The 26,578-nt window shown below is 68.2% G+C and carries 28 protein-coding genes; 14 read left to right on the forward strand and 14 right to left on the reverse strand.

The window, feature by feature from the left end; genetic code table 11:
* Window positions 1-34: 34 nt before the first annotated feature.
* A complete protein-coding gene (locus AB0M24_RS35000; RefSeq protein ID WP_363777756.1) occupies window positions 35-583 on the forward strand; it encodes a DUF3000 domain-containing protein in 549 nt (182 codons plus the stop codon).
* Here the strand turns inward: AB0M24_RS35000 and AB0M24_RS35005 are convergent.
* Entirely contained in the window at window positions 580-1,722 is a 1,143-nt protein-coding gene (locus tag AB0M24_RS35005) for a dipeptidase (protein WP_363777757.1), read from the reverse strand. The two genes, AB0M24_RS35000 and AB0M24_RS35005, sit on opposite strands and share 4 nt — an antisense overlap.
* 318 nt (window positions 1,723-2,040) lie before the next feature.
* Here AB0M24_RS35005 and AB0M24_RS35010 point away from each other — a divergent pair, with 318 nt between their 5' ends.
* The 3 genes from AB0M24_RS35010 to AB0M24_RS35020 all read left to right on the forward strand — a co-directional run bounded on the left by AB0M24_RS35010 (window position 2,041) and on the right by AB0M24_RS35020 (window position 4,595).
* Window positions 2,041-2,694 carry a response regulator transcription factor gene (locus tag AB0M24_RS35010; RefSeq protein WP_181320591.1) on the forward strand — a complete coding sequence of 218 codons (654 nt, stop codon included), beginning with the start codon at window positions 2,041-2,043 and terminating at the stop codon, window positions 2,692-2,694.
* 70 nt (window positions 2,695-2,764) lie between these two features.
* Window positions 2,765-4,015: a ribonuclease D gene (locus AB0M24_RS35015; protein ID WP_363777758.1), complete on the forward strand. Its 1,251-nt coding sequence runs from the start codon at window positions 2,765-2,767 to the stop codon at window positions 4,013-4,015.
* A gap of 100 nt (window positions 4,016-4,115) precedes the next feature.
* The gene (locus tag AB0M24_RS35020; protein WP_363777759.1) at window positions 4,116-4,595 is read left to right on the forward strand and encodes a GNAT family N-acetyltransferase; all 480 of its coding nucleotides are present in this window, start codon (window positions 4,116-4,118) and stop codon (window positions 4,593-4,595) included.
* A 70-nt stretch (window positions 4,596-4,665) separates the two neighbouring features.
* Here AB0M24_RS35020 and AB0M24_RS35025 read toward each other — a convergent pair whose 3' ends face one another.
* Window positions 4,666-5,154: an HIT domain-containing protein gene (locus AB0M24_RS35025; RefSeq protein WP_363777760.1), complete on the reverse strand. Its 489-nt coding sequence runs from the start codon at window positions 5,152-5,154 to the stop codon at window positions 4,666-4,668.
* Window positions 5,155-5,376: 222 nt separating this feature from the next.
* Between AB0M24_RS35025 and AB0M24_RS35030 the strand changes: the two genes are divergently transcribed.
* Together AB0M24_RS35030 and AB0M24_RS35035 are read left to right on the forward strand one after the other, a co-directional pair.
* Window positions 5,377-7,209, forward strand: a complete 1,833-nt coding sequence (locus AB0M24_RS35030; RefSeq protein WP_363777761.1) for a discoidin domain-containing protein — start codon at window positions 5,377-5,379, stop codon at window positions 7,207-7,209.
* 68 nt (window positions 7,210-7,277) lie between these two features.
* Complete coding sequence (locus AB0M24_RS35035; protein ID WP_363777762.1) at window positions 7,278-10,445, forward strand: S8 family serine peptidase; 3,168 nt, start codon at window positions 7,278-7,280, stop codon at window positions 10,443-10,445.
* A gap of 45 nt (window positions 10,446-10,490) precedes the next feature.
* On the opposite strand, the gene AB0M24_RS35040 is transcribed toward AB0M24_RS35035, so the two are convergent.
* The 4 genes from AB0M24_RS35040 to AB0M24_RS35055 are packed head-to-tail and all read right to left on the reverse strand — an operon-like array spanning window position 10,491 to window position 13,397.
* Entirely contained in the window at window positions 10,491-11,240 is a 750-nt protein-coding gene (locus tag AB0M24_RS35040; RefSeq protein ID WP_363777763.1) for a hypothetical protein, read from the reverse strand.
* Entirely contained in the window at window positions 11,237-11,737 is a 501-nt protein-coding gene (locus AB0M24_RS35045) for a sigma-70 family RNA polymerase sigma factor (protein WP_363777764.1), read from the reverse strand. Before AB0M24_RS35045 ends, AB0M24_RS35040 begins: the two co-directional genes overlap by 4 nt.
* 41 nt (window positions 11,738-11,778) lie before the next feature.
* Window positions 11,779-12,723 carry a HAMP domain-containing sensor histidine kinase gene (locus tag AB0M24_RS35050; RefSeq protein ID WP_363777795.1) on the reverse strand — a complete coding sequence of 315 codons (945 nt, stop codon included), beginning with the start codon at window positions 12,721-12,723 and terminating at the stop codon, window positions 11,779-11,781.
* Window positions 12,724-12,728: 5 nt separating this feature from the next.
* Window positions 12,729-13,397 (reverse strand): response regulator transcription factor, encoded by a 669-nt coding sequence (locus tag AB0M24_RS35055; protein ID WP_363777765.1) that lies wholly within the window; start codon window positions 13,395-13,397, stop codon window positions 12,729-12,731.
* Between the two features lie 154 nt (window positions 13,398-13,551).
* On the opposite strand from AB0M24_RS35055, the gene AB0M24_RS35060 reads away from it, so the two are divergent.
* Window positions 13,552-13,680 (forward strand): hypothetical protein, encoded by a 129-nt coding sequence (locus AB0M24_RS35060; RefSeq protein WP_363777766.1) that lies wholly within the window; start codon window positions 13,552-13,554, stop codon window positions 13,678-13,680.
* Between the two features lie 66 nt (window positions 13,681-13,746).
* The gene (locus AB0M24_RS35065; protein ID WP_363777767.1) at window positions 13,747-15,489 is read left to right on the forward strand and encodes an ABC transporter ATP-binding protein; all 1,743 of its coding nucleotides are present in this window, start codon (window positions 13,747-13,749) and stop codon (window positions 15,487-15,489) included.
* A 94-nt stretch (window positions 15,490-15,583) separates the two neighbouring features.
* On the opposite strand, the gene AB0M24_RS35070 is transcribed toward AB0M24_RS35065, so the two are convergent.
* Window positions 15,584-16,234, reverse strand: a complete 651-nt coding sequence (locus AB0M24_RS35070; protein WP_363777768.1) for a MerR family transcriptional regulator — start codon at window positions 16,232-16,234, stop codon at window positions 15,584-15,586.
* A gap of 62 nt (window positions 16,235-16,296) precedes the next feature.
* On the opposite strand from AB0M24_RS35070, the gene AB0M24_RS35075 reads away from it, so the two are divergent.
* The 4 genes from AB0M24_RS35075 to AB0M24_RS35090 all read left to right on the forward strand — a co-directional run bounded on the left by AB0M24_RS35075 (window position 16,297) and on the right by AB0M24_RS35090 (window position 21,053).
* Window positions 16,297-17,196: a hypothetical protein gene (locus AB0M24_RS35075; protein WP_363777769.1), complete on the forward strand. Its 900-nt coding sequence runs from the start codon at window positions 16,297-16,299 to the stop codon at window positions 17,194-17,196.
* Complete coding sequence (locus AB0M24_RS35080) at window positions 17,193-17,642, forward strand: ABA4-like family protein (RefSeq protein ID WP_363777770.1); 450 nt, start codon at window positions 17,193-17,195, stop codon at window positions 17,640-17,642. The genes AB0M24_RS35075 and AB0M24_RS35080 overlap by 4 nt, the downstream gene beginning before the upstream one ends.
* Window positions 17,643-17,733: 91 nt before the next feature.
* A complete protein-coding gene (locus tag AB0M24_RS35085) occupies window positions 17,734-18,948 on the forward strand; it encodes a thiolase family protein (protein WP_363777771.1) in 1,215 nt (404 codons plus the stop codon).
* Window positions 18,945-21,053: a 3-hydroxyacyl-CoA dehydrogenase NAD-binding domain-containing protein gene (locus tag AB0M24_RS35090; RefSeq protein ID WP_363777772.1), complete on the forward strand. Its 2,109-nt coding sequence runs from the start codon at window positions 18,945-18,947 to the stop codon at window positions 21,051-21,053. Before AB0M24_RS35085 ends, AB0M24_RS35090 begins: the two co-directional genes overlap by 4 nt.
* Window positions 21,054-21,106: 53 nt before the next feature.
* Here AB0M24_RS35090 and AB0M24_RS35095 read toward each other — a convergent pair whose 3' ends face one another.
* The 3 genes from AB0M24_RS35095 to AB0M24_RS35105 form a co-directional block, all read right to left on the reverse strand.
* Window positions 21,107-21,334: a hypothetical protein gene (locus tag AB0M24_RS35095; protein WP_363777773.1), complete on the reverse strand. Its 228-nt coding sequence runs from the start codon at window positions 21,332-21,334 to the stop codon at window positions 21,107-21,109.
* A gap of 108 nt (window positions 21,335-21,442) precedes the next feature.
* Window positions 21,443-21,688 (reverse strand): hypothetical protein, encoded by a 246-nt coding sequence (locus tag AB0M24_RS35100; protein ID WP_363777774.1) that lies wholly within the window; start codon window positions 21,686-21,688, stop codon window positions 21,443-21,445.
* A 64-nt stretch (window positions 21,689-21,752) separates the two neighbouring features.
* Window positions 21,753-22,073, reverse strand: coding sequence for a hypothetical protein (locus AB0M24_RS35105; RefSeq protein WP_363777775.1), 321 nt, complete (start codon window positions 22,071-22,073; stop codon window positions 21,753-21,755).
* Window positions 22,074-22,132: 59 nt separating this feature from the next.
* Between AB0M24_RS35105 and AB0M24_RS35110 the strand changes: the two genes are divergently transcribed.
* Window positions 22,133-22,651 carry an HAD domain-containing protein gene (locus AB0M24_RS35110; protein WP_363777776.1) on the forward strand — a complete coding sequence of 173 codons (519 nt, stop codon included), beginning with the start codon at window positions 22,133-22,135 and terminating at the stop codon, window positions 22,649-22,651.
* A gap of 117 nt (window positions 22,652-22,768) precedes the next feature.
* Here the strand turns inward: AB0M24_RS35110 and AB0M24_RS35115 are convergent, their stop codons facing one another.
* The 3 genes from AB0M24_RS35115 to AB0M24_RS35125 form a co-directional block, all read right to left on the reverse strand.
* Entirely contained in the window at window positions 22,769-23,272 is a 504-nt protein-coding gene (locus AB0M24_RS35115; RefSeq protein WP_363777777.1) for a DUF2199 domain-containing protein, read from the reverse strand.
* A gap of 109 nt (window positions 23,273-23,381) precedes the next feature.
* Window positions 23,382-23,792 carry a type II toxin-antitoxin system VapC family toxin gene (locus tag AB0M24_RS35120; protein WP_363777778.1) on the reverse strand — a complete coding sequence of 137 codons (411 nt, stop codon included), beginning with the start codon at window positions 23,790-23,792 and terminating at the stop codon, window positions 23,382-23,384.
* Complete coding sequence (locus AB0M24_RS35125; protein WP_363777779.1) at window positions 23,780-24,067, reverse strand: type II toxin-antitoxin system prevent-host-death family antitoxin; 288 nt, start codon at window positions 24,065-24,067, stop codon at window positions 23,780-23,782. Before AB0M24_RS35125 ends, AB0M24_RS35120 begins: the two co-directional genes overlap by 13 nt.
* Before the next feature lie 96 nt (window positions 24,068-24,163).
* On the opposite strand from AB0M24_RS35125, the gene AB0M24_RS35130 reads away from it, so the two are divergent.
* On the forward strand, window positions 24,164-25,876 hold the full coding sequence (locus tag AB0M24_RS35130) for a cellulase family glycosylhydrolase (RefSeq protein WP_363777780.1): 1,713 nt from the start codon (window positions 24,164-24,166) through the stop codon (window positions 25,874-25,876).
* Here AB0M24_RS35130 and AB0M24_RS35135 read toward each other — a convergent pair.
* Window positions 25,831-26,562 (reverse strand): arylamine N-acetyltransferase, encoded by a 732-nt coding sequence (locus tag AB0M24_RS35135; protein WP_363777781.1) that lies wholly within the window; start codon window positions 26,560-26,562, stop codon window positions 25,831-25,833. The genes AB0M24_RS35130 and AB0M24_RS35135 overlap by 46 nt on opposite strands.
* Window positions 26,563-26,578: the final 16 nt, after the last annotated feature.

A 26,578-nucleotide genomic window follows, 5' to 3' on the forward strand; every position in this document is an offset into this window, starting at 1 on the left:
ACTCGGTCGGTTTCCGAGGCATACAGTCAGTTGTGTGACCGAGCCGGAAATCTTCCGCCGGGCGGTGGGGACGCTCAAGTCGGTTCGCACCAGGCCCGAGATAGAACTCACCGAGGTTCGCCCACCGCAGCGGCTCGCGCCGTGGGCGTACGCGCTGACGGCTGAGGTCACCGGTCCGTCCGACGAACTGTCCACCGGCCGCCTCGTGTTGTTGCACGACCCGGACGGCGACGAGGCGTGGGGCGGTGTCCTGCGCGTGGTCGCCTACGTGCGGGTCGAGCTGGACCACGAGCTCGCGTCGGATCCGCTGCTGCCCGAGGTCGGGTGGTCGTGGCTGACCGAGGCGCTGGAGCAGTCCGGCGCCGGGTTCACCGCGCTGGGCGGCACCGTGACGCAGACGTCCTCGGCCCGGTTCGGCGACATCGCGGGCCCGGCTCGCACCGACGACCTGGAGCTGCGCGCGTCCTGGACCGCTCTGGACGGCGAGCTCGCCGAGCACGGCACCGCGTTCTACGAGCTGATGGCGACAGCCGTGGGGCTGCCGCCGGTCGGCGTCACGCTCTTCGGTCAGCGCCAGTCCTAGTCAGCGTCGCGCAGCACTCGCAGGACGTTTGCTCCCGCGAGCTTCGCGCAGTCGTCCTCGGACCAGCCCTTGTCGAGCAGCGCGCCGATGAGGTTGGGGTAGGTCGAGACGTCCTCGAGGCCCTGCGGGAGCTCGCCGACGCCGTCGTAGTCGCCGCCGAGGCCGATGTGGTCGACGCCGACGACCTCGCGTGCGTGCTCGACGTGCGCGACGACGTCGTCGAGCGTCGCCGTGGGCGCCGGGTTGTCGACGATCCACTTCTCGCCGAAGACCTTGCGGGCTCCGAGGTCGGCGTGGTTCTCGCCCGCGGCCGTCATGGCGTCACGAAGGGCTGCGTCCCATTCAGCGAACCGGGGTGCCACGAAGCTCGGGACGAATGTGATCATGGCCACACCGCCGTTGGTCTTGAGCTTGACCAGGACGTCGTCAGGGATGTTGCGCGGGTGGTCCGCAACGTGGCGGCACGACGAGTGGCTGAAGATGACCGGCTTGACGCTCGTCTCGAGCGCGGCGTGCATCGTGCTGGGCGCGACGTGGCTCAGGTCGACGAGCATGCCGATCCGGTTCATCTCGCGGACGACCTCGCGGCCGAACTCCGTCAGCCCGCCGTGTTCCGGCTGGTCAGTGGCACTGTCGGCCCACGGCGTGTTGTCGTTGTGGGTCAGTGTCATGTAGCGGACGCCCAACCGGCGCAGGGCGCGCAGAACTCCGAGTGAAGAGTTGATGGAATGTCCGCCCTCCGCACCCAGGAGGGACGCGACACGCCCGGACGCGAAAACTTTTTCAGCCTCCGCGGCGGTGGTCGCGACGCCCAGGTGATCGGAGTACCGCTCGGCCAGCTCGTAGACGAGTTCGACCTGCTCCAGCACGGCGGTGACGGCTCCGTCGCCCGCGAGCCGGCAAGGAATCCAGACGGACCAGAACTGCATCCCCAGACCGCCCTCGCGCATTTTCACGAGGTCCGTGTGCAACCTGGGATGACGTTCCGTGAGATCGATCTTCGCGGCGGTCGTGTAGACGTCCTCGCCCGTTCCGTCACCGAACTCCCGGAGTGCCCACGGAAGGTCGTTGTGGCCGTCGACGAGGGGCACACGCTGCAGCAACGCCCGCGCTCGCTCGATACCGGAAGAGCTCGGCACAACCAACTCCTATACGTCGTCGTGAGAGGGACTCGTGTTACTCCCCCTATCTAGTTGTCATCCGATCGTGTGACAGATGAGGCCATCTGTCACAACTCAATAGGGATAGATACCCGATTGATCGTCCCGTAGACCCGCATGGGCGGCTACGCTGCCCCAGACGACACCACTTTCGGTCGATCAGTGGCGCGGCTGATTGGACGAAAGTCTCCGGTGCCGGTCGGGGGGCACGACCGACTCCAGGGAGGTAGTGACGTGGCTGCCGTCGGCTTAGGTCAGGCCGTTCGTACCACGCCAGCCGGCTCGTTGCCGGCGAACATGGTCCCGCACCCGCGGGAGGAGCTTTTTTCAGTGCTGGTGGTCGACGACCACCCACTGCTGAGGGAGGCGATATCAGCTCGGCTCACCCAAATGGGGGCCGGGACAGTGCATGAGGCCGCATCGGTGGCAGAGGCTCGGGCGCGGGCACTTGCTACCGGACCGTGCGACCTCGCGATCCTCGATCTGGGTCTGCCGGATGGCACCGGCATCGACCTGGTCACGGAACTCCGTGCCCAGGGCTGGCCCCGCATCGTGGTCCTCGCATCCTCCGACGACCCCTACGCGGTCAGGTCGGCCTTCCAGGCGGGCGCCCAGGCGTACCTCCTGAAGTCCGCCTCTCCGATGGTGGTCACCGACGGGGTGCGCCGGGTTCTCGATGGCGGCGTTTACGCAGATCCGAGCGTGGCACCAGTACTCGCAGCGGGTACTCGGGTGCCGGGCACCGACAACACGCCGCGGGAACTCTCCGCGCGTGAGGTCGAGGTGCTCCAGCTGGTCGCCGATGGCCAGAGCAACAAGGAAATCGGCGAGGCTCTGAGCTTGTCCGCGTTGACGGTGAAGTCTCACCTGTCGCGGATCGGCCGGAAGCTGGGCACCGGGGATCGCGCTCAGATGGTCGCGCTGGCCATGCGTGCCGGCGTGATCCGTTAGATACCGGTTTGAAGCACTGAACCGGCCGAGAACACCTGTGAGTGGTGCGATCGTCGTAGGGTCATCCGCTGTGGATGTACCCGCCGACGAGCCAACCGCACCAACCGGACCAGATCCGGTACCGCTGACGGAACCTGCTGATGGGGTCCCGCCCGTGGTCGCCGATCCTGCTGCGCTCCGGCGAGCCGCTGACGCGCTCGCCGGGGCGAAGGGCCCGGTCGCGGTGGACACCGAGCGAGCCTCGGGCTACCGCTACTCACAGCGTGCCTATCTGGTGCAACTGCGCCGGGAGGGCGCCGGCACATGGCTGGTCGACCCGATCGCTCTAGGCGGTCGGCTGGACCCGCTGGTGCAGGCGCTGGACGGCACTGAGTGGGTGTTGCACGCGGCGTCTCAGGACCTGCCGTGCCTCGCCGAACTCGGGCTGCGACCCGGCGTGCTGTTCGACACCGAGCTGGCGGGCAGGCTGGCTGGGTTCGAACGTGTCGCACTGGGCACGTTGGTGGAACGGCTACTTGGTTACAGGCTCGAGAAGGGGCACGGCGCGGCCGACTGGTCGCGCCGGCCCCTTCCTGCCGATTGGCTGACGTACGCCGCTCTCGACGTGGAGCTGCTCGTGCAGCTGCGCGACGTTCTCGAAACCGAGCTGGAGCGCCAGGGCAAACTCGCCTGGGCGCTCGAGGAGTTCGAGGCGGTGCGGACGGCGCCTTTGCCGCGCCCCCGTACCGACCCCTGGCGGCGCACGTCGGGCATCCACCGCGTGCGCAACCAGCGCCAACTGGCCCTCGTGCGGTCGTTGTGGGAAGCCCGCGACGCCGTGGCCCGCGAACGCGACATCGCCCCAGGCCGAGTCCTCCCGGACTCCGCCCTGATGGAGGCAGCCGCCCGCAACCCGGCCTCAGAAGCCGAACTGCTGGCCCTCCCGGTCTTCCGCGGCCGAGCCCAGCGCCGCATGTCCGGCACCTGGATGAACGCCCTGCGTCGCGCGGCCGCCCTGCCCAAGTCGGACCTCCCCGAGCCCGCGGGCCAGCACGACGGCCCGCCCCCGCCCAACCGCTGGGCGGACAAGGACCCGGACGCCGCAGCCCGCCTCACCGCGGCCCGAGCGGCCCTGGCCGGCATCGCCGAGGCCAACACCCTCCCGGTGGAGAACCTCCTGCTGCCCGACCTGGTCCGCCGCACCTGCTGGCAACCACCGGCCGACCTCTCGCCCGAGTCCGTGGCCACCGTCCTGCGCGACGGCGGCGCCCGCTCGTGGCAGGTCGACCTGACCCTGGAAGCCCTGGCGAAGGCCCTGACAGCAACGGCCCCAACCACCTGATATCCGATATATCAGTTCCCGCACCCCTTGCTGACCTGCCCCTTAGCAATGAGACTTTGGACTTCGTCCGCAAAAGACTCATTGCAAGGGGCAGGTTCGCATGATCAGCACCTCACGGCTGGACCTGCTGCCGTTGCAGGTCGAGCACGCAGCGGAGATGGCCGAGGTGCTGGCGAACCCGGCACTGCACAGGTTCATCGGCGGCGCCCCACTCACCCCGGAAGCACTCCGCGCCCGCTACGAACGACTGGTCGCGGGCTCCCCCGACCCGACCGAGCAGTGGCTCAACTGGGTGATCTTGCTGCGGTCCGAGGGCCGCCTCGTCGGCACCGTCCAGGCGACCGTCGCTTCTCAGACCGCCGAGATCGCCTGGGTCGTCGGCACGTGCTGGCAGGGCCGGGGCATCGCGGGCGAGGCAGCCCGCGGCCTGGTCGAGTGGCTCTCCCCTCAGGTGCTCGCAGTCGTCGCCCACATCCACCCGGACCACCACGCGTCCGCCGCCGTCGCCGCCTCGGCCGGCCTCACCGCCACCGACGAGGTGCACGACGGCGAGATCCGCTGGCACAGAGCCTTGCAATGAGTCTTTTGCGGGCGAAGTCCAAAGAGTCATTGCTAAACACCAGGTCAGTGGGCGCCGCGAAACCGATATATCAGTTGGCCATCCGCTCGCCGAGGCGGCGGGCGAGGTCGGCGACCTCGTCGTCGGGCAGGTCGAGGTGGCCGCGGGAGGGCTCGAAGACGGCGATCTGCTGATCTTCGTAGGGCACTCCCGGTGGCAACGGCGCGAGGTGCCAGTGGACGTGCCGGTTGCCCTGCTGGCTGCCGAGCGACAGCACGTACAGCCGCTCGACCGGCAGCAGATCGGTCAGCGCGCTGCCTGCGGAGTGCACGACGCGGTGGATCGCGGCGTACTCGTCGGGGGTGAAGTCGCCGATGACGTGCTCGCGGTGGTCGACCGGCGCCACCAGGAAGTGACCGACCACCGACGGGAACCTGCTCGCGAAGACGATGGCGGCGTCGTCCCGGTAGGCGACGTGGTGCGGGTAGTCCGGGTTCCCCGCGAGGAGCTCGCAGATGAAGCACGCCCGCCGGACCAGGTCGAGGTAGGCGTCGGCAGCCCACGGGACACGAGTCGTCATGCGTTCCACGTGTACCCGATCCAGGCGCCGGGTCGCGGAAGGCCGGTGGCTCTCGCCCAGAGGCCAGTGGGAAATTCCAGCGCGCGACCGACGCCATTGAGCGCATTCCGAGCCCCGCCAGGATCGGTAAACTTCCCGGTACCGCCGCCTTGACAACGTTGTCACGACGGAATGGGAGCTCGACCGATGCAGAGATCATCACATCGTCGTCAGATTTCCCGGTTGCTCACAGGCCTGCTGTTGATCACGGCCGCAACGGTCGCCGCGGCGCCACAAGCCGCAGCGGCGACCAACGTCGCACTGAACAAACCTGCCACCGGGTCCGCGAGCTGTGCACAGGAAGAATCGCCCGCCAAGGCGGTCAACGGCAGCGTGACCGGTGGAAACGCCGACAAGTGGTGTTCGGGCGCCACAACGAAGTACCTCCAGGTCGACCTCGGCACGGCCATCACCATCAACCGGTTCGTCGTCAAGCACGCAGGTGCCGGTGGTGAAGGACAAGACCTCAACACACGTGCCTTCACCATCCAGACAAGCGCCAACGGCACGGCCTGGAGCACCACAACAACGATCACCAACAACACCGCCGACGTGTCCACCCATGACATCGCTGCCACCAGTGCGCGGTACGTCCGGCTCAACGTCACTCAAGGCGAGCAGAACGGCGCAACAGCGCGCATCTACGAGTTCGAGGTGTACGACACCGACGGCGGGCAGCCGTCAGGCAACCTCGCGCTCAACCGTCCCGCGACCGGCAGCACGCCGTGCGCGACCGCGGAAGGCCCGGAGAAGGCTGTGAACGGCAGCGTCACCGGCGGCAACAGCGACAAGTGGTGCTCGTCGGCGGCGACGAGGTTCCTCCAGGTCGACCTGCAGGCTGCTCGCACCGTTGGTGGCGTGATCATCCGGCACGCCGGCGCTGGTGGGGAGTCGACTGCAAACAACACCGCTGCATACAACATTCAGGTTTCTGCCGACGGTACGAACTTCACGACGGTGTCGACGACGACCGGCAACACCGCCAGCGTCACGCGGCACACGTGGAGCCAGGGCAACGCTCGCTACGTCCGGCTCAACGTCAGCGATGGCACCGCGCGGATCTACGAGTTCGAGGTCTACCTCGACCCGCCGCCGATCGGTGGCGATCCGGGCACGTGCCACTCCGACGCGCCGCCGACCGTGCCCGACTACGTCGCCGAGCACACGACGTTGATGACGAGGGTGTCGTGCAACGCTGACGTCGCCGTGTACTTCGACCCGGAACTCCTCCGGCTGCCGCCCGCGCAGACCGCGTGGACCACCCCGTTCGCGACCGAGGTGTGGCGCCACTACCGGGAGACCTACGGCGGCTGCGCGGTCAACCGGCCGCTCCCGGCGCCGATCGGGCCGAACTGCACGCGGTTCGGCTACCCGAAGCCGTTGCTCGCGTTCTTCCACGAGGGCAAGTACCACGGCGGCACGGTCGTGAACCGGTTCGACGACTTCGCCGGCTTCCGCAACACGATCGACGTCGGCGACAACGGCTGGAGCGTCAACAACGCGACCCTGCGCGACGTCATCACGCACGAGGAGTGCCACATCGTCGAGGGCGCGAGTCAGGGCGTGCACGAGTCCCCCGCGTACGGCGAGATCTGGGGCGACAGCAAGTGGGCCGAGATCTGCCAGTACGACTTCTACCGCAAGTCGGGCCGCACCGACGACGCGAACCGGGTGTTCAACCAGTACATGAACAACCGCGACGACCTGCCGCAGGGCGCGCGCCAGGCTGCCTGGTTCCGCGACTGGTTCCACCCGCTGTACCAGGAGACCGGCAGCACGATGGCGTTCATGGAGCGCTTCTTCGGGTTGCTCAACCAGCACTTCCCGAAGCGCTCGGAGAACGACAACCGCAACCTGATCTACACGCGCCGGATGAACGCCGGCGAGTTCGTCCACTTCATGAGCGGTGCCGTCGGCCGGGATCTCAGCGCCATGGCGCAGCAGGCGTTCAACTCGGGGTTCAGCCGAGCGCAGTTCGACCAGGCAAAAGTGAATTTCCCGGGCATCACGTACTGAGAAAGACCAGCCCCTCCTGACGGACATGTCCCCACCGAGGAGTTGTCCGTCCCGAGGAGAGGCCTCCGTTGAAACGAAATCTCCCCATCGCCGTGGTCAGCCTCGCGCTGGCCACGGCGCTCACCGGCGCCACCCCAGCCACAGCAACGACGGCCGACACGGCCGACAGTCGACCGTCTGCAGAACACTGGATCACCCTCATCACGGGTGACCAGGTCCGCACCGACGACAAGGGCCGGCCGCGCGAGTACAAGCCGGCACCGGGCCGTGAGCACATCATGGTGTCCACGAGAGAGGACGGCGCGCACTTCTACGCCGTGCCCGCCGACGTCGAGCAGATGATCGCGAACGGCAAGCTCGACCGGCGGCTGTTCGACCTGGCCCTGCTCAGCAAGCCCGAGTACACCAAGCGCAAGGGTCTCGGCCTGCTGGTGTCCGCGGGATCCGGTATGCAGAATGCGCGCTCGTTCACGCGCGCGGGCGTCGACGCCGTCACGGTGACGCCCGAGAACGCGTCGACTGTATGGAGTTCGCTGTCGACCGCACGCGGTATGCAGCCGACCGTCTGGCTGGATGCTGCATACAAGCCGACACTCGACCGCAGCACGGCGCAGATCGGCGCGCCCCAGGCGTGGCAGGCAGGGTTCGACGGCAAGGGTGTGAAGGTCGCCGTGCTCGACACGGGCGTCGACAACACCCACCCCGACCTCGCCACCCAGGAGATCGCGGAGAAGAACTTCACGGACTCCCCCGACAACGCGGACCGCGTCGGCCACGGCACGCACGTCGCGTCGATCACGGCCGGCACGGGAGCCAAGTCGGGCGGGAAGTACAAGGGCGTCGCTCCCGGCGCGCGCATCCTCGACGGCAAGGTGCTCGGCGACGACGGCTCGGGCTACGAGTCCGGGATCCTCGCGGGCATCGAGTGGGCGGTCGAGCAGGGCGCCGACGTCGTCAACATGAGTCTCGGCGGCGACGACAGCCCGGTGCTGGACCCGATGGAGATCCTGATCAACAAGCTCTCCCAGGAGACCGGCACGCTGTTCGTCATCGCGTCCGGCAACTTCGGCCCGAACTCCGTCGGCTCTCCCGGCAGCGCCGACCAGGCCCTCACCGTCGGCGCCGTCGACCGCGACGACAAGCTGGCGAGCTTCTCCAGCACCGGTCCGCGCGAGGGCGACGGCGCGATCAAGCCGGACATCACCGCACCCGGCGTCGGCATCGGCGCGGCGGCCGCGGGCAAGCTCGGCGAGACGCAGCCCAAGCCCGCCGACGGCTACGTCACGCTGAGCGGCACGTCGATGGCGACCCCGCACGTCACGGGCGCGGCGGCGATCCTGGCGCAGATCCACCCGGACTGGCGCGGCGACCAGCTCAAGGCCGCGCTGATGGCGTCCGCGAAGTCCGGCGCCTACACCCCGTTCGAGCAGGGCGCGGGCCGCACGGACGTCGCGAAGGCGATCAAGCAGACCGTCACGAGCGGCTCGATCTCGTTCGGCACCGCGTTGTGGCCGCACCACGACGACGTCCCGATCACGAAGGACGTCCTCTACCGCAACGAAAGCGACCAGCCGATCACGCTCGACCTCAAGGCCGAGACCACCGCGCCACAGGGCTTCTTCACCCTCAAGGACACGAAGCTGACCGTCCCAGCGCACGGCACCGCGAGCACCAAGCTCACCGCGGACACGAAGCTGGGCGGCGACGCGACAGGCACGTTCAGCGCGTACATCAACGCGAGCGGCGGCGGCCAAACCGTCGTCACGCCGGCGGCTGTGACGCGCGAGGACGAGCGCTACAGCATCACGATCAAGGCGATCGGCCGCGACGGCAAACCCGCCGCGGACTGGCGCACCGAGTTGCAGGGTGTCACCGGTGACGCGAAAGGCAACTACATCGGGCTGGGCACCGGGCTGGAGACCTTCCGCGTCCCCAAGGGCCGCTACCTGCTGACCGGCCGCCAGTGGGTCGGCCCCGAGCAGCCGAACCCGAACTACAACTGGTTCAACGGCACGAACATCGAGATCAACGCCGACACCACGATCACGCTCGACGCCCGTCAGGCGAAGCCCGTCGACATCGTGCTCCCGGACAAGCCCACCGAACGCTTCTCCTACATCAGGGTCGGCCACAAGGTGCCGTCGATGGAGTACGGCTTCGGCTTGCTGGGCCTGCCGTTCAGCGTCCTCAACACCGCTCACGTCGGCCCGGAGGGCAAGCCCGGTGAGATGAACGAGCTGCTCACCGCCTCGTACACCGGCACCGACCGCAACGAGTACCACGTGGTCGACGAGTCCTCGACGCTCACGAAGTTCTGGACCGGCAACCGCAAACACCTGCAGCCCAAAGATCTCGTGACGGTCGAGGCCTCGGCGGGCACCACCGCCGAGGGACGCACCGGCTTCCTGTACGCGGAAGCCGCACTCGGCGACAACGCGGCGTTCGGCGTCGGGTTCGGACACTCCTTGCCGCACAAGCGAAAGCTGCACCTCTACTCCCCCGCCAACACCTGGGGCTTCCGCTTCGAGCAGGACAACGCGGACGTCACCGAGGCCTACTGGGTCGGCGCGGCGGAGAAGTTCAAGCCGGGCCGCACCTACAAGAAGACGTTCAACACCGGCGTTTTCGGCCCGGCACTGTCGAACGAACGCCGCGTGGGCCTGTACCGCGACGGCGACATCCTGTTCGGCAGCCTGCCGTTCTTCACCGACGGTCAGGGCCGCCCCGGCGGTTCACTCGTCGAATCGGGCTCGACGGTGCTGAAGCAGGGCGGCGAGGTGATCTCCTCGACCGACCGGCCGCTGGATCTGGAGACGTTCTTCTCCATGCCGGAAGCACCGGGCAGGTATGAGCTGACCACCACGGCGAACCGGAGCGGTGTCGCGGCGATCAGCACCTCGGTCACCGCGACGTGGAACTTCGACTCCACGCGCACCGAGGGGCCGACGCAGCTCGCGTTGTCGATGGTCCGGTTCACGCCGGAACTCGCACTCGACGGAACCCTGCCCGCGCATCGGTTCCAGCGCATCCCGCTGACCGTCCAAAATGGCCGGCTGAAGTCCGCGCAGGTGTCCTACGACAAGGGCGTCACGTGGCAGAAGGCGTGGGTCGCCGGCAACTCGATGCTGGTGACCAACCCGGCCAAGGGCGGGAGCGTCTCGCTGCGGGCCACCGCGGTCACCAAGGGCGGCAACGAGGTCACCCAGACCGTCGTCAACGCTTACCTGACCAAGTGACGAACGACAACGCGCCCGGCCACCAAGGCCGGGCGCGTTGTCTTGTCAGCGGTTCGGGAACGCCTCGTCGTAGACGGCCCGCAGATCAGGCTCGTCCAGACCGCTGTAACCGCAGCCCATCACCCGCATGTCCGCCGCCGCCACGAGGTACTTCCTGCCGACCTCGGGCTCGAACCCGGCCAGCACCGGCGACGCGGCGGTGTTGCGGACCTCGACGAAATCGGCCTCGCCGATCCACGCGTGGTGCACCTGCAGCGTCACGACGTTGCCCTCGATCTTCAGCACGGTCGCCTCGAACGCCATCCGCGCGTTCTCCGCGAGGAACGCCGCTTCCGGTTTGCGGCACCGGACATCGGGATCCTCGGGGCCGGAGGTCAGCACCGCGACCGTCGTCTTGCGGCCGTCCGACGGGCTGGGGCTGACCGGCGGCACGGGCACCGACGTGGTGCCGCTCCCCGGACGCGGCTGGCTCGTGGTCGCCGGTTCTCCTCCCCCGCTGCCGTCCGGCGCACCGGAACCGGTCGCCAGGCCGTGCTCGGTCGGCGTCGGCAACGCGACCGGAGGCCCTGACGCGGGTCCGGAGTCCGAACTCGCCAGCACGATCGCGCCGGCCACCACGGCGACCGCGGCCGCCGCGCCGACGAGCACCGGCAGTCGTCGTGAGGAAAACCGCTGCACGACGGGGAAATCACGGTTGGCACCGGCGACGAGCCGCCGCACCTCGTCTTCCGGCAACGGGTGGAGCGTGGCCGCCGGATCGGCGCGGCGCATCCTTTCGCGCAGGTCGTCGCTCATGGCCGCTCCCCTTCCTGGTCCAGAAGTGTCTTGAGCTTCTTGCGAGCGCGGTGCAGGCGGATGCTCACCGCGTTGGCACTCAGGCCGACGACCTGGGCGATCTCGGCGGGTCCGAGCTCTTCCCAGGCCCACAGCCGCACCAGCTCGGCGTCGACGGACGACAACCGCGCGAGTGCCCTGCCGAGCGCCGGATCCGGGTCGTCGCGGGCGGGCGCGTACTCGGGCGGCCGCGCGACCTGCCAGATCCGCACGAGCAGCCGGTCCTGTCGGCGGCGCGCCCGGTCGGCGTTCGCGAGACAGTTGCGCGCCACGGCATATGCCCAGGCCAGCGGCTCGGCCGGCATCTCGGCCCGGCGCCGCCACGCGACCAGCAGCGTCTCGGACAGCACGTCGTCCGCGGTCGCCGGGTCGGTCCGCCGGGCCAGGTACCGGCGCAGCGGCTCGATCAGCTCCTGCGCGACGGCGTCGAATCCCGTTCGGCGCGGTTCCACGTCCACCTGCTCCACCTCGGGACATGTCCGGCAGGACGCCCGCTCTTTCAACTCGCGCGAGGAATTTCCACCGTGACGACGAGACCGCCGCCGTCGCGGGGTTCCGCGTGCACCCGGCCGTTGTGCGCGACCGTCACCGCACGCACGATCGACAGGCCGAGTCCGGCGCCGTCGGGTCCGGTGCGTTCCCGCGTGCCCCGGTGGAACGGCTCGAACAGCTGGTCCGCGTCGGGCACGGCCTCTCCCGTGTTCTCGACGGTCAGCCTGCCCCAGTGCCCGGACGGCGTGACGCGCACCCACACCGTGCCTCCGGGAACGTTGTAGCGCACGGCGTTGTCGAGCAGGTTCCGCAGGAGCTGCTCCAGCAACAGCTCGTCGCCGACCACCTCCACCGCGGCCACGCGCACGTCGATGGGGCCGGCGGTCTCACTCGCGACGCGTTCCGCGACGGTGTCCAGCCGCACCCGGTCCCTGACGCGCAGCTCCTGCTCGCCCCGAGCGAGGTGCAGCAGTCCGTTGATCAACGCGATCGACCTGTCGTTGCTGCGCAGAAGCTCTTCCCTGGCGCGCCGCACGCGATCCGGGTCCGACGAGGACAGCCCGACCTGCAGCAGCGTCCTGGTGACGGTCAGCGGCGTGCGCAGCTCGTGCGAGGCGTTGGCGATGAACCGTCCCTGCGCCTCGAACGCGGCGTCGGCCCGGCGCAGCACGCGGCCGCTCAGCCACCAGCCGAGGCCTGCCGCGACCGCGGCCAGCAGCAGGAACGTGAGCACGGACTGGACGAGCAACCCGGTCAGCGCATCGTCCCACGCCTGCTCCGGTGACGGGCCGCTCCACATCGGCCCGCCGCTCAGGGTCATCCGCGGCATCACCTTGCGTTCCAGCTCCAGGATCGTCGCCCTGTTGTCGAAGTACAGGAAGGTGACCACGAGGGTGCTCGCGGCGAGGAACAGTCCTGTGTGGACGAGGGTCAGCCGGGTGCGCAGCTTCATCTGCTTCACCGCTGCTCTCCGCGCAATCTGTAGCCGACGCCGGCGATGGTCTCGATGGCGCTCGCGTCGTCGAGCTTGGCGCGCAGGCGGGACATCGTGATGCGCACGGCGTTCGTGAACGGATCGGCGTTCTCGTCCCACACACTCGTCAGCAACTCCTCGGCGCTGACCACCGCGCCGCTGGCCGCCATCAACGCGTGCAGCACGCCGAACTCCTTCACGGACAACGGCAAGAAGCGCCCGTTCTGCGAAACCTGCCTGAGCGCGGTGTTCATCTCGATGCCGCCGTGACGCATGACGGGCGGTGCGGCGGGAGTGCTCCTGCGGCCGAGAGCGTCGATGCGCGCGACGAGCTCGTCGAAGTCGAACGGCTTGCCGAGGTAGTCGTCCGCGCCGATGCGCAGGCCCTTCACGCGTTCGCGAACGTCGTCCATCGCCGTGAGCATGAGGATCCGAGTGCGCACACCGGACGCGATGACCTCGCGGCACACGTCGTCGCCGTGCTTGCCGGGCAGGTCCCGGTCCAGCACCACGACGTCGTACTCGTCTCCGGCGAGCTTCTCCGTCGCGGTGAGGCCGTCGTGCGCGATGTCCACGGCCATGGCGAGCTGCCGGAGCCCGTCCGCGATGAAATCCGCCAGAACGGGTTCGTCCTCGGCTATCAGCACACGCATCTCCGGCCCTCCTTTTTCCACACCCTCGCACAACAGTTGTTTCACCGGCATAACGACATTGCGAGACGTCGCTGAAACGGGTGGCTCCGTAGCGTTTCTCTTGTCGCCATCACCCGATGGTCCCAAGAGAAGAACACCGTGAAAGGAAAGAACCATGGCAGACGTTCGCCCCCGCCTCGAGGTCACTCCGCGCAACCCCATCTGCGACGTCATCCCGCGCATCACTCCGCGCGTGACGCCGCGGGTCACGCCGCGCTCGCCCGAGGGCACGCCGCGCGACTGACAGTCGAGCCCGGCCCGCGGCGTCACCCCCTCGCCGCGGGCCTTCTCCCCTGATCGGAGCCTTCTCGTGCCGGGAACCGCCTTGTCCGCGCGTGCTGTCTTCCGCCGTTTCTGGCCGTTCACCCGCGGCGACCGTCGCTGGCTCGTCCTCGGCTGCGTGCTGCTGATCGGGGCCGCCGCCTGTGACGCCTTCGCGGTGTCGATGTTCGCCCGAATCGTCGACGACGCGTTGCGCGCGGGCGACCTCTCCGCTTTCTGGCGTCCCGCTTCCCTTTGGGCGGGCGTCGCGCTGTTGTCGAGTTTTTTCGTATTCGGCGGTGAGTACCTCACGGCCCGCACCGGCGAACGATTCCTTTTGCGCCTGCGCACCAAGGTGTTCGCACATCTGCACCGCCAGCCGCCGGACTTCTTCGAACGCCGCCGCCCCGGCGATCTCCTCGCCCGCCTCACCGACGACGTCGACACCGTCGAGCGCTTCGTCGGCTCCGGCCTCGTGCAGATGGTCACCGCGCTGTTCGGCTTCGTCTTCTTCACCGGCTACGCGCTCTACCTGAGCTGGGAGCTGGCGCTGGCCGCGTTCGTCGTGGTGCCGCTGTTCTCGTGGGTGACCCGCCGTTTCGCCCGCCACATCAACGCGCGCTCCCGCGAGCAACGCGCGTTGAACGGCGACATCACCGCCATCCTCGAGGAGAGCCTCGCCAACGTCACCGCCGTCCAGGCCTACAACCGCCAGGACTCCGAGTCGGACCGCCTGCTGTCCGCCGGCCGCCGCATGCTCACGACGAACCTCTCGATCGCCCGCCTCAGCGGCCTCTACGCACCGGTCGTCCACATCGCGCAGACCGTCAGCGTCCTCGCGGTGATCGGCCTCGGCGCCTGGGAGATCTCCACCGGCCGCATCAGCCTGGGCGGCGTCCTCGCGTTCGCCGCGATCCTCAGCTCGCTCTACGCCCCGGTCCAGCAACTGGGCCAGCTCCGCGTCATGGTGTCCGCCGCCGCCACGGGTTCCGAACGCATCATCGAGCTCCTGGACGCCGAGCCACCTCTCGTCGACGGCCCGCGTGTCCTGCCTCGCGCCCGCGGCTTCGTCAGCCTGCGCTCCGTCGGCTTTCACTACCCCGAGACGCCTTCGCCAGCGTTAGAGGCTCTCACCATCGATATAAGCCCTGGCGAGCTGCTGGCCATCACCGGCCCGTCCGGCGCGGGCAAGTCGACCATCGCGAAGCTCCTGCTCCGCTTCTACGACCCCACCGCCGGCCTCGTGTCGCTCGACGGCGTCGACCTCCGTGAGCTGACCCTGGCCTCGCTGCGCTCGAACGTCGCCCTGGTGGGCCAGCAGACGCAGATGTTCCACGGCACGATCTACGACAACATCGCCTTCGGCTCCCCCACCGCCACCCCGGACGACGTGGTCGGCGCCGCCAGAGCAGCCGACGCCCACGACTTCATCGCCCTCCTGCCCGACGACTACGACACCGTCATCGGCCAGCACGGCCACGGCCTGTCCGGTGGCCAGCGCCAGCGCATCGCGATCGCCCGCGCGATGGTCGCCGACACCCCGGTGCTCGTCCTCGACGAACCGACCGCGAGCCTCGACGCCCACTCGTCCGGCCGCCTGCTCGGCCCGCTGCGCCGCCTCGCGTCCGGCCGCACCACGATCCTGATCACCCACGACCTGCGCCTGACCGCCAACGCCGACCGCGTCCTCGTCCTCACCGCGGACGGCACCGTCGCCGAGTACGGCCACCCGGCCGACCTCCTCGCCACCCACGGCCCGTACCGAGCCCTCCACGCCCTGACCCTCAGCTGACCCCTTGCAACGAGTCTTTTGCGGACGAAGTCCAAAGAGTCATTGCTAAGCAGCAGGTCACGGCGGCGGGAGAACTAGTATATTGGCCAATATATTAGTTCGGGGTCGCGTCGCCAGGGCCGTCGCTGAACATCGCGCGCGACAGCTGGGCGTGCGCGAGACGCCGTACCGCCTTCAGGACGGTGTCCCCGATGAGGGTGCCGACGACCATCGCCTCGATGACGTCGTCGGACGAACGCTGCTGCGCGATGTACTCGACGTCGGCCTGCGCGATGATCTTCGCCCCCTCCAGGTAGGCGTCGAGCACCTGGCGGAAGTGGTCATGCCCGACCGAGCGGGCCGCGGACAGCGCGGCGGCCAGCATGTGCGTGACGTTGCTCTGGGTGACGTCGTAGCACTCGTCCTCGCCGTGCCGTCCGAAGAACTCCTGGACGTCCTTCACCGCGAGCGGGTCCAGGTCGGCCGAGCCCGGCTGGCTGATCGCCTCCTGCACCTTGCCGAGCTTGTTGTGCAGGGAGTCGTCGCGGGTGTCGACGGCGGCGAGGACCTCGCGCACCGACGCGATGGAGAGGCCGCCGACGTCCACTAGCGCGCGCACCAGACGTAGACGGCGGAGGTGCTCGTCGTCGTAGTGAGCCTGGTTCGGGCTGGTCAGCACGCCGGCGGGCAGCAGTCCCTCGCGCAGGTAGTACTTGATCGTCGGCACCGGAACGCCGCTTCTCTTCGAAAGCTCGCCAACACGCATATGGATAGTGTACCTTTCCGATAGCGGGAAGCGCCGCTATCCATTCTCTGCAGGGGGCTCAGATGTTGAAGACCGCGTACAGCTGGCACCGGCCGTTAATGCTCTTCACGTTCTCCATGGCCGTGCTCACCCCGATCGCCGCGCTCGGCATGCTGCTGGACGACCGGATGCTGCTCGACTCGCCCATCTGGTTCAAGCCGTTCAAGTTCGCGGTGTCGTTCACCCTCTACAGCGCCTCCCTGGCCTGGTTCACCAGCCTGCTCGAAGGCCGGCTGCGCAAGATCGCTTGGTGGCTCGGCACCGTGTTCGCGGCGGCCGGCGTCGCCGAGATGGTGATCATCATTACGCAGGTCACCAGGGGCAAGCGCAGCCATTTCAACTTCGAGACGCCGCTCGACTCCGCGCTGTTCGGAGCCATGGGCATGCTGGCGATGGTGCTGTTCGGCACGAGCCTCGTCATCGCGATCCTGTTGTTCCGCAAGAAGTTCGACAACCCCGCCCAGAGCTGGGTCATCCGGCTCAGCCTGCTCGTCGCGCTCGTCGGCATGAGCGTCGGCTTCCTCATGACGCAGCCGCGCGCCGGCCAGTCACCGACGGGTGGCGTGATCGGCAGCCACTCGATCGGCGGACCCGACGGCGGTTCGTACCTCCCGCTCACCGGCTGGAGCACCGTCCACGGCGACCTGCGCATCGGTCACTTCATCGGCATGCACGCGGTGCAGGTCCTGCCGCTGCTGATCTTCTTCACCGGCCGGTGGGCCAACGCGCGCCTCGCGTGGGTGCTCAGCGGCGGCTACCTCGGCCTCACCGTTCTCGTCACCTGGCAGGCGCTGCGCGGGCAGTCCATCGTCAGGCCCGACTCCCTCACCCTGATCGCCGCCACCGCACTGATCGCCGCCACCGCGCTGGGCGTGGTGTGGGCACGGCAGAAGAACACCAACAAGGAGCTCGTGAACGCATGACCGCCACCCTGTTCTCCCTGACGTTCCTGCTGGCCGCGCCGTTCTGGGCGCTCATGATCTTCGCGCCGAAGTGGTCGTGGACGAAGCGGATCGCCGAGTCGTACCTGATCATCCTGCCGGTGGTGGCGATCTACGTCGTGCTGATGATCCCGGTGTTGCCGGAGCTGTTGCCGCTGGTCACGCGGCCGGAGCTGCCCGCGCTGGCCCAGTTCATGAGCACCGACGTGGGCGCGACGCTGGTGTGGGCGCACATGATCGCGTGGGACCTGTTCGTCGGGCGCTGGATGTACCTGGAGGGGCGTCGCCTGAACGTCCACCCGCTGGTGATGGCACCCGTTCTGGTGATCACGATCCTGCTGGCCCCGGTCGGGTTGCCGCTGTTCCTGATCGTGCGCAAGGTGTGTGACGCAACCAACAGGGGTGCCGCAGTGGTTACTCACCAGTAACTAGGGTTAGAGTTGGCGTTACCGACCGGTAGGGATGTCGCGCACCCCCTGCCCGGTGGACAGAGTTGTCACCACAAGTGGAGGAGACGCCGTGGCCGCACCAGCAGCGCCGGCACGCGTTCGGAACGTGGTCTTCGTCGACGGCGTCCGCACGCCGTTCGGCAAGGCCGGCCCCAAGGGGATTTTCGCCGAGACCCGTGCCGACGACCTCATCGTGAAGGTCATCCGTGAGCTGCTGCGCAGGCACCCCGAGCTGCCGCCGGAGCGCGTCGACGAGGTCGCCATCGCGGCGACCACGCAGATCGGCGACCAGGGTCTCACTCTCGGTCGCACGGCGGCGCTGCTCGCGGGTCTGCCGAAGTCGGTGCCCGGTTACTCGATCGACCGCATGTGTGCCGGCGCGATGACCGCCGTGACCACCGCGGCGAGCGGCATCGCGTTCGGTGCCTACGACATCGCGATCGCGGGCGGCGTCGAGCACATGGGCCGCCACCCGATGGGCGAGGGCGTCGACCCGAACCCGCGCTTCCTGTCGGACCGGATCGTCGACACCAGCGCGCTGGTCATGGGCCAGACCGCGGAGAACCTGCACGACCGGTTCCCGCACATCACCAAGGACCGCACCGACGCCTACGCGGCCGCCTCGCAGGCCAAGTACGCGGACGCGCTGAAGAACGGCAAGATCGGCCCGGAGCTCGTGCCCGTCGCGACCCGCTCCGCCGAGAACGGCTGGGGCCTCGCCACCGCCGACGAGCCGCCGCGTCCCGGCACGACCGTCGAGGACCTGGCGAAGCTCAAGACGCCGTTCCGCCCGCACGGCCGGATCACCGCGGGCAACGCGGCCGGTCTGAACGACGGCGCGACCGGCTGCATCCTCGCCGAGGAGGAGACCGCGCGCGAGCTCGGCCTGCCCGTCGGCATGCGGATGGTCGGCTACTCGTTCCTGGGTGTCGAGCCCGAGGTCATGGGCATCGGCCCGGTTCCGGCCACCGAGAAGGCTCTCGAGCGCGCCGGTCTGTCCATTGAGGACATCGGCCTGTTCGAGGTGAACGAGGCGTTCGCGATCCAGGTGCTCGCGTTCCTCGACCACTTCGGCATCGCGGACGACGACCCCCGCGTGAACCAGTGGGGCGGCGCCATCGCGACCGGTCACCCGCTGGCCTCCTCCGGTGTTCGTCTGATGACGCAGCTGTCGCGTCAGTTCGCCGAGCGCCCGGACGTGCGCTACGGCCTCACCACCATGTGCATCGGCATCGGCATGGGCGGGACCGTCATCTGGGAGAACCCGAACTGGAGTGGCAAGTGACCATCACCGCTGAGGAAGCAAAGGCGATCTTCCCCGACGAGGTCGTCACCGTTGCCAAGACCCGGCTGATCTCCGTGCCGGGCCTGGACAAGCCGGTCGCGTTCATCACGATCGACAACGGCCTGGACCACACCCGTCCGTCGACGTTCGGCCCGCAGTCGCTGGTGTCGCTGGGCGCGGCGTTCGACGAGGCCTACGCGGCCCAGCCCGCCGCGATCGCGGTGACCGGCAAGCCGTTCATCTTCGCGGTCGGCGCGGACCTGTCCGCCGTCGAGCAGGCCACCGACCGTTCGCAGGGCGTGACGATCGGCAAGCTGGGCCACGACGTCTTCAAGAAGTTCACCGACTCGGACATCCCGACCTTCGCCTTCGTCAACGGCGCGGTCATGGGCGGTGGCCTCGAGCTCGCGCTGTCGTGCCACTACCGCACGCTGGCGTCGAACGCGGCCGCGATCGCGCTGCCCGAGGTGTTCCTGGGCCTGTTCCCGGGCTGGGGCGGCACGCAGCTGCTGCCGAACCTGATCGGCGCCAACGACGCCGTGACGGTGATCTTCGAGAACGCGTTGAACCAGAACAAGATGCTCAAGCCGAAGGAAGCTTTGGCGTTGGGCATCGCGGACGTGCTGTTCGACTCCGCGGACTACCTGGAGCAGTCGCTGCTGTGGCTGTCCTCCGTGGTGCGTGGCGAGATCACGGTGGCGCGCAAGGAGATCGACCGCGGCGAGGCGTGGGACGCCGCCGTCGCGCGGGCCAAGGCGATCGTTTTCGGCAAGACCAAGGGCGCGGCGCCCGGTGCTCAGAAGGCGCTGGAGCTGCTGGAGCTGGCGCGCGAGAACGACCTGGACAAGGGCTACGCCGCCGAGACCGAGGGCCTCGCGGACCTCGTCATGAGCGACGAGCTCCGTGCTGGGCTCTACTCGTTCAACCTGGTGCAGAAGCGCGCGAAGCGTCCGGCCGGCGCGCCGGACAAGTCGTTGGCGCGCAAGGTCACCAAGGTCGGTGTCGTCGGCGCCGGTCTGATGGCGTCGCAGATGGCGCTGCTGTTCATCCGCCGCCTGCACGTGCCGGTCGTGCTGACCGACATCGACCAGGCGCGCGTGGACAAGGGCGTCGGCTACGTCCACAGCGAGATCGACAAGCTGGCTTCGAAGAAGCGCATCTCGCCGGACGAGGCGAACCGGTTGAAGGCCCTCGTGTCGGGCTCGCTCGACAAGGCGGCTTTTGCTGACGCCGACTTCGTGATCGAGGCCGTGTTCGAGGACCTCGCGGTGAAGCAGCAGGTGTTCGCCGAGGTCGAGGAGCACGTGTCGGCCGAGGCCATCCTCGCCACGAACACGTCGTCGCTGTCCATCACGGACATGGCGTCGAAGCTCAAGCACCCCGAGCGGGTCGTGGGCTTCCACTTCTTCAACCCGGTCGCGGTCATGCCGCTGCTGGAGATCGTGCGCGCCGAGCAGACCGACGACGCCACCCTGGCGACGGCGTTCTCGGTCGGCAAGCAGCTGAAGAAGTCGTCCGTGCTGGTGAAGGACGCGCCCGCGTTCGTCGTGAACCGCCTGCTGACTCGCTTCATGGGCGAGGTCATCAAGTCGGTCGACGAGGGCACCTCGTTCGAGGTCGCGGACAAGGCCACCGAGCCCCTCGGCCTGCCGATGTCGCCGATGATCCTGCTGCAGCTGGTCGGTTCCGCCGTCGCGCTGCACGTCTCGGAGACGATGCACGGCGCGTTCCCCGACCGCTTCTCGGTGTCGGAGAACATGAAGAAGTTCGTCGCCGCAGGCAAGGGCGCGGTCTGGCAGTGGGACTCCACTGGCGCGCAGACGGTCGACCCCGAGGTCCTGGCGCTGTGGGAGTTCGGAAACGCTCCTTTGTCGGGTGAAGAGGTCAAGCTCCGCGCGCTGGAGGCGTTGGCCGAGGAGATCCGGATCATGCTCGACGAGGGCGTGGTCGCGGAGGCGCAGGACATCGACCTGTGCATGATCCTGGGCGCCGGGTGGCCGTTCTGGCTGGGCGGCATCACGCCGTACCTGGACCGCGCCGGCATCTCGGAGAAGGTGACGGGCAAGCGGTTCCTGGCGCCTGGCGTGGCGTCCGTGCCTGCCTAGTGCGTTCTTCGAAGCCCCGGCTCCTCCTCGACGGAGCCGGGGCTTCGTCGTGTTCAGGCCTGGTAGACGAGCTTCTCCGGCGCCTGGCCGCTGACCCACGCCTTGGCGAGCTTGCCGGCGGCCGTGCGGAAGACCCCGTCGGTGTTGCCGTCGTCGGGCAGGATCGTCTCAGCCTGCTTGTCCAGGACGAGGTGGCGCACCGCGCCGCCGTCGGTATGGAACCGGTAGCGGACCTCGGTGGCCGTCTCCTCTTCCTTGTGCAGGTACACGAGCATGGCCATCCGGTACTACCTCCACGGCTTGCTGAAGTCTTCGTTGCTCGACGGCGGAATCCGGCTCTCCCACCGGGAGACGCGGTTCGGCGGGCAGAACGCCGATGCCGGTCATGATCACCACCCGGCCGGACGAACGTCTCGTCGCCTCATCGGGCCTTGCGCACCTGCCGCGTGATGCGCGCCTGAGCGGCCCTGACGCATCCCATGACCAGCGGCCCGAGCTCGCTCGGCGGCACGGTCACCGAACCGGACGTCGACCGTCACCGTGACTGCGGCGTTCTGACTGGTCTCGGTCACCTGAACCCGGTCGCCCTGCGCCAGATCGCCGTCGAACAAGGCGTTCCACCGCGGCGTTGGCATGTCGTCACCCCCGCGCCTGGCCATAGCGGGTGGTTGATCAACTCGCCGTCGAGTTGGAAGTTATTCAGTCCTCAGTCTCCGGCTGGTACTGCTCCGCGCTGCCGTCCTGGCGGATGAAGTAAGCCTCGATGTTGGTCGCGCGCAGCGTCACCTCGGAGCCGGCCACCAGGTCCCGGTAGCGCAGCAGGTCGGGCAGGCCGATCGCCACGACGTCGAACGGGTGCTTCTGGCGCAGCATCAACGACTTGCGCAACGCCTCGCTGAACGCCCGGCGCGGTGAGTCGTCGTCCTCGGGGACCTCCACCAGCGCGCCTTCGAGCTGACGTTCGAGCGCGGCCCGCACGTGGTCTGCCGTGCACCAGGCCGCGATCTCCGTGAGAGTCATGTGTCCCGTATCGGGAAAAATCAAGGGATCATTAGCCGTCTCAATGTTTCGATCAGGTCATGTTGTCCCGACCGGCGATTCTGGTCGACGTCGACGGCCCGCTGAACCCATTTCTCGCGAAGCCGACCCTGCGTCCGATCGGCTACTCCACGCACCGCATCCGGCCTGCGGGTTTCTCCCGGCCGCTGCGGGTGTGGCTCGATCCGTCGCACGGTCCGTGGCTGCTCTCACTGGCTGCCGCGACGCGTGCCGACCTGGTGTGGGCGACGACGTGGGAACACGAGGCGAACAAGTTCATCGGACCGCTCCTCGGACTCCCCGAACTCGAGTGGATCGACTTCGGTGGACGCGGCGCCGACCATCACGACGGCCTCCACGGCAAGGTCCCCGCGATCGCGGAATGGGCGGGCACGCGGCCGATCGCGTGGCTCGACGACGAGTTCCAGCCCCGCGACCCGGAGTGGGCAACGTCCCGGCCCGGCACCCTGCTCGTGCCGGTCGACCCCCGCGAGGGCATCGGCATCGAGCACCTCAGCCAGGTGCACACATTCCTCACCAACGTGTCCGCACAAGCGTGACACCACCGATATATCAGTTCTCCTACCACCCTTTGCAACGAGTCTTTTGCGGACGAAGTCCAAAGTCTCATTGCTAAGGTGCAGGTCGACGCCCTGTGACGGCGATATATCAGTTGGTCACTGGTGCAGAGCGATCTCCGCGAACTCCTGGACGCGGGCCAGCGTGATGCCCTCGCGTTGCTCGACGGCGAGCGGATGGTCCGTCGGCTCGAGCTCGATCAGCGGCCGCACGCCCAGCGGCTGGGTGTGCAGGTTGGTCTTGAGGTTCAGCGTCGTCGGCTCGTACCCCGGCAGCACCGTGGACAGCCACCCGAAGTACGGCGGCTCCTCCACGCGGGCCGGATCCTCGAACACGTCTCCCATGCGGATGAAGTTCGCCTTGGACAGCGACACCCACACGCCCCACTCGAAGTCCTCGCCGGCCTCGCGCACCGGCAGCACGATCCGGCCGCGCACGAAGTAGTGCTCGTTGTCGATCAGGCAGTACTCGTCGCCGAGCACGTTGGCGGGGTTCTCGGCGAGCTCCGGCGTCCAGTAGACGGGCGCGGCCATCGCGTAGGCGAAGGGCAGGCCGTCGTGTTCCTGGCCGCAGCACGTGCAGGTGAACGCCGGGGTGGTCATGCCGGGCAGCCTAGAGGTGAATGCTTGCTGCCAAAGGCGTTTCGGCGCACAACAACGGCATGCGCGTGTTCACCGCGAGGCTCGGCCAGTTCTTCTTCCACGGATCCGTTCAGACCTGACGGATCGGCACAACCTCCACGAGCCGGTCGAGGTCCTTGAAGTCCTTGACGTTCATCGTCAGCACCGGCATGCCCGCGACCGACGCCGTGGCCGCGATCTGCAGGTCCATCCGCCGCGGCCGGGGACTGCGGCCCGCGCGCCGCACCAGCGAGGCCATCTGCCCGTAGACCTTGGCCTCCTCCACACCGAACGGCAGCACCTCGAACGTCTGCATCGCCGCGTAGTACCGCTCCGTGCGCGCGGCTCGCTCGACCGGGTCGTCGACGTCGATCCCGAACGCCAGCTCCGCGATCGTGACAGCGCTGAGGAACGGCTGGGCGTTGAGGTACTCGCCCAGGTTCGCCCGCTCGATCCTGATCAGCACGCAGGTGTCGAGCAGGCAGCGCTTCACCTCTGCCACGGGTCTTCCAGCGGGTCGTCCGCGCCGAAGAACTCGTCGGCCGCCAGCCGGTCCGCCTCCCAGCGGTCGGCGTCGATCGACGGCAGGGTGCCGAACAGCACCTGAATCTCGCCGAGCGCCGGCCGGGACGTGACTTCCTCCCGGTACGGCGAAAGCTGCGCGACCGGCTTGTTGTTGCGGGTGACGACGAAGCTCTCACCCGCCTCTACACGGCGCATGATCTCCGCGTTGTCGTTGCGGAGCTCGCGTTGCCCGATGGCTTTGAGCTGCTGCATACCACCAATGTAGCTCAACCCCGAGAAAAGTGCGACAGATGCGCTACACGATCCGGGCCTGGCGCAACACGCTGACCGAGCGCTAGCTTCACATACGTGAAATTCACTCGCGTCTCGGCCACCCTGCTCCTGGCCGCGAGTCTCGTTGCTCCCGCGCAGGCGGAACCGGCGTCCTGGACCGGCCCGCTGAGCACGCGCGGACGGTGGATCGTCGACGCACACGGCGACCGCTTCAAGCTGAAGTCCGGCAACTGGCACGGTGCGAGCGGCACCTGGAACGGTTCCGGCGACATCAACGACCCCGCCAACCACCACGCCGGCGAGAAGGCCGACCAGGTTCCGCTCGGCCTCGACCGCGCGACGATGGCCACGATCATCACCAGCTTCAAGGAGATCGGCGTCAACAGCGTCCGGTTGCCGTTCTCCAACCAGATGATCAAGGACACCAACCCCGTCAACGGCCTGAAGGACGCGCAGCTCAACGGCAAGCGGCCACTCGAGATCTACGACGCGCTCGTCAACGCGCTGACGAGCAACGACCTCGCCGTCATCCTCAACAACCACACGACGACGTCGCGCTGGTGTTGCGGCGTTGACGGCAACGAACGGTGGAACACCAGCCAGAGCACGGACCAGTGGGTCAACGACTGGGCGTTCATGGCCGACCGCTACAAGGCCAACAAACGGGTCGTCGGCGCCGATCTCTACAACGAGGTGCGCCGCAACGTCTGGGACGACCCGAACTGGGGCTGGGGCAACGACCACGACTGGCACAAGGCGTCCCAGCAGGCCGCGGATCGCATCCAGCAGACCGCACCCGATCTGCTGGTCATCGTCGAGGGCATCAACTGGACGGGCATCCCGGTCGACGGCTTCGCGCACGGCAGGCCCACGCTAGAGCCCGTCCGCTTCCTCAGCCACACGCTCGCCAACCCCGAGAAGCTCGTCTACAGCGCCCACTTCTACGGCTACACCGGCCCGAACCACAGCGGTGCCACCGGGGTCGGCGAGACGAGCGACCCGCGCTACCAGGACCTGTCGCCACAGGAGCTGACGGATGTCCTGCAGCGCCAGGCGTTCTACATCACCGAGGCGCAGAAGCACTTCACCGCGCCGTTGTGGATCAGCGAGTTCGGCGTCGGCGGCATCGACGAGTCCAACCAGAAGGCGCGCGCCTGGTTCGAGCGCTTCGTCGACCAGCTGATCGCCAAGGACACCGACTTCGCCTACTGGCCACTGGTCGGCTTCCACACCAACAAGACCGGCAACAGCTGGGCGCTGCTTCGCTGGGACGCAGGCGGAAACCGCATCAGTGTCAACGACGGCGACGACTGGCGCGCGGGGGCGTGGAACCGGCTCGTCAACGCGCCCCAACGGTCCGGGCAGATCGCGCGCGAGACGCGGTGGAACATGCTCCTCAAGGAATCGTGCCCGCAGAACGAGAAGCTCGTCGGCATCAGCCACACGGGCGGCCGCGGTCTGTGCGTCAGCGGTCCACAGTGGAGCAACACGACCCGGGTCACCAACGAGCAGCACGTGACCAACGACTGGGCCGTCGGCTACACGAAACTCCAGTGTCCACAAGGAAACGCGGCTGTCGGGTACGCGAACTTCACGCTGGTGTGCGCACCGATCGCCACCGGAACGTCCACGCGCGTGCTGTGGTTCGACCGCGGCGACAACCGGCCGGACCAGGGCGGCGACTGGGCCAACGGGCACTACAAGGGCCAGTGCGCGCAGGACGAGCACATCGCCGGCGTCGCCTACAACTGGCGCAGGACTCCGGACGCACTGCTCTGCCGGAAGTGAAGTCCGAAGTACTGAAGGAAAGCGGCCGCAGGATCCTCGACCGGAGTCGAGGTCTTGTGGCCGTTCTCCGTGACGACGACCTTCTCGTTCGTCACGGTGAGCCGCCCGGACGGCGTCAGGATGGTCGCCCGCGGCGCGATCCGGAAGTTCGACTCCGGCGAGGTCTGCTGCCACCAGCACGTCGGCACGAACTCCGCCAGCGAACGCGGCCGCCGTTCGATCCGGTAACGTAGCTCGTCACCGTTGTAGACGTCCACATCACCGTCGTGGTCGACCAGCCGGAACACTCCGGCCGGATCCCGCTGGTCCTCACGCGACTCCCACCGCAGCGGGTGCGTCGAGAACGACCCGAACCCGACGTCGCAGAGCCACTCACCGTCCACCAGCAACGTCAGATGGTCGAACGGCGGCCCGAACGTCTCGCCGTTGAACACCTTCGCGGCCATCAGCTCGACGGAATGCCCCAAGTCCCGCAACAACTCCGCGAACAACCCGTTGAGCTCGTAGCAGAACCCGCCGCGCCGCTGCACCACGATCTTGTCGTACAGCCACGGGATCTCCAGCTCGACCCGGATGTCCATGTGGGTGTATAGGTTCTCGAACGGGACGCTCAGCAGATGCCGTTCGTGCAGCTCCGCCAACGATGACGAGCGAGAGGCGCCGATGCGCTGTAGGTAAGCGTCCACCGTGCCACGATAACCA

Source organism: Lentzea sp. NPDC051838 (genome assembly GCF_040681245.1).
Taxonomy (GTDB): Bacteria; Actinomycetota; Actinomycetes; order Mycobacteriales; family Pseudonocardiaceae; genus Lentzea.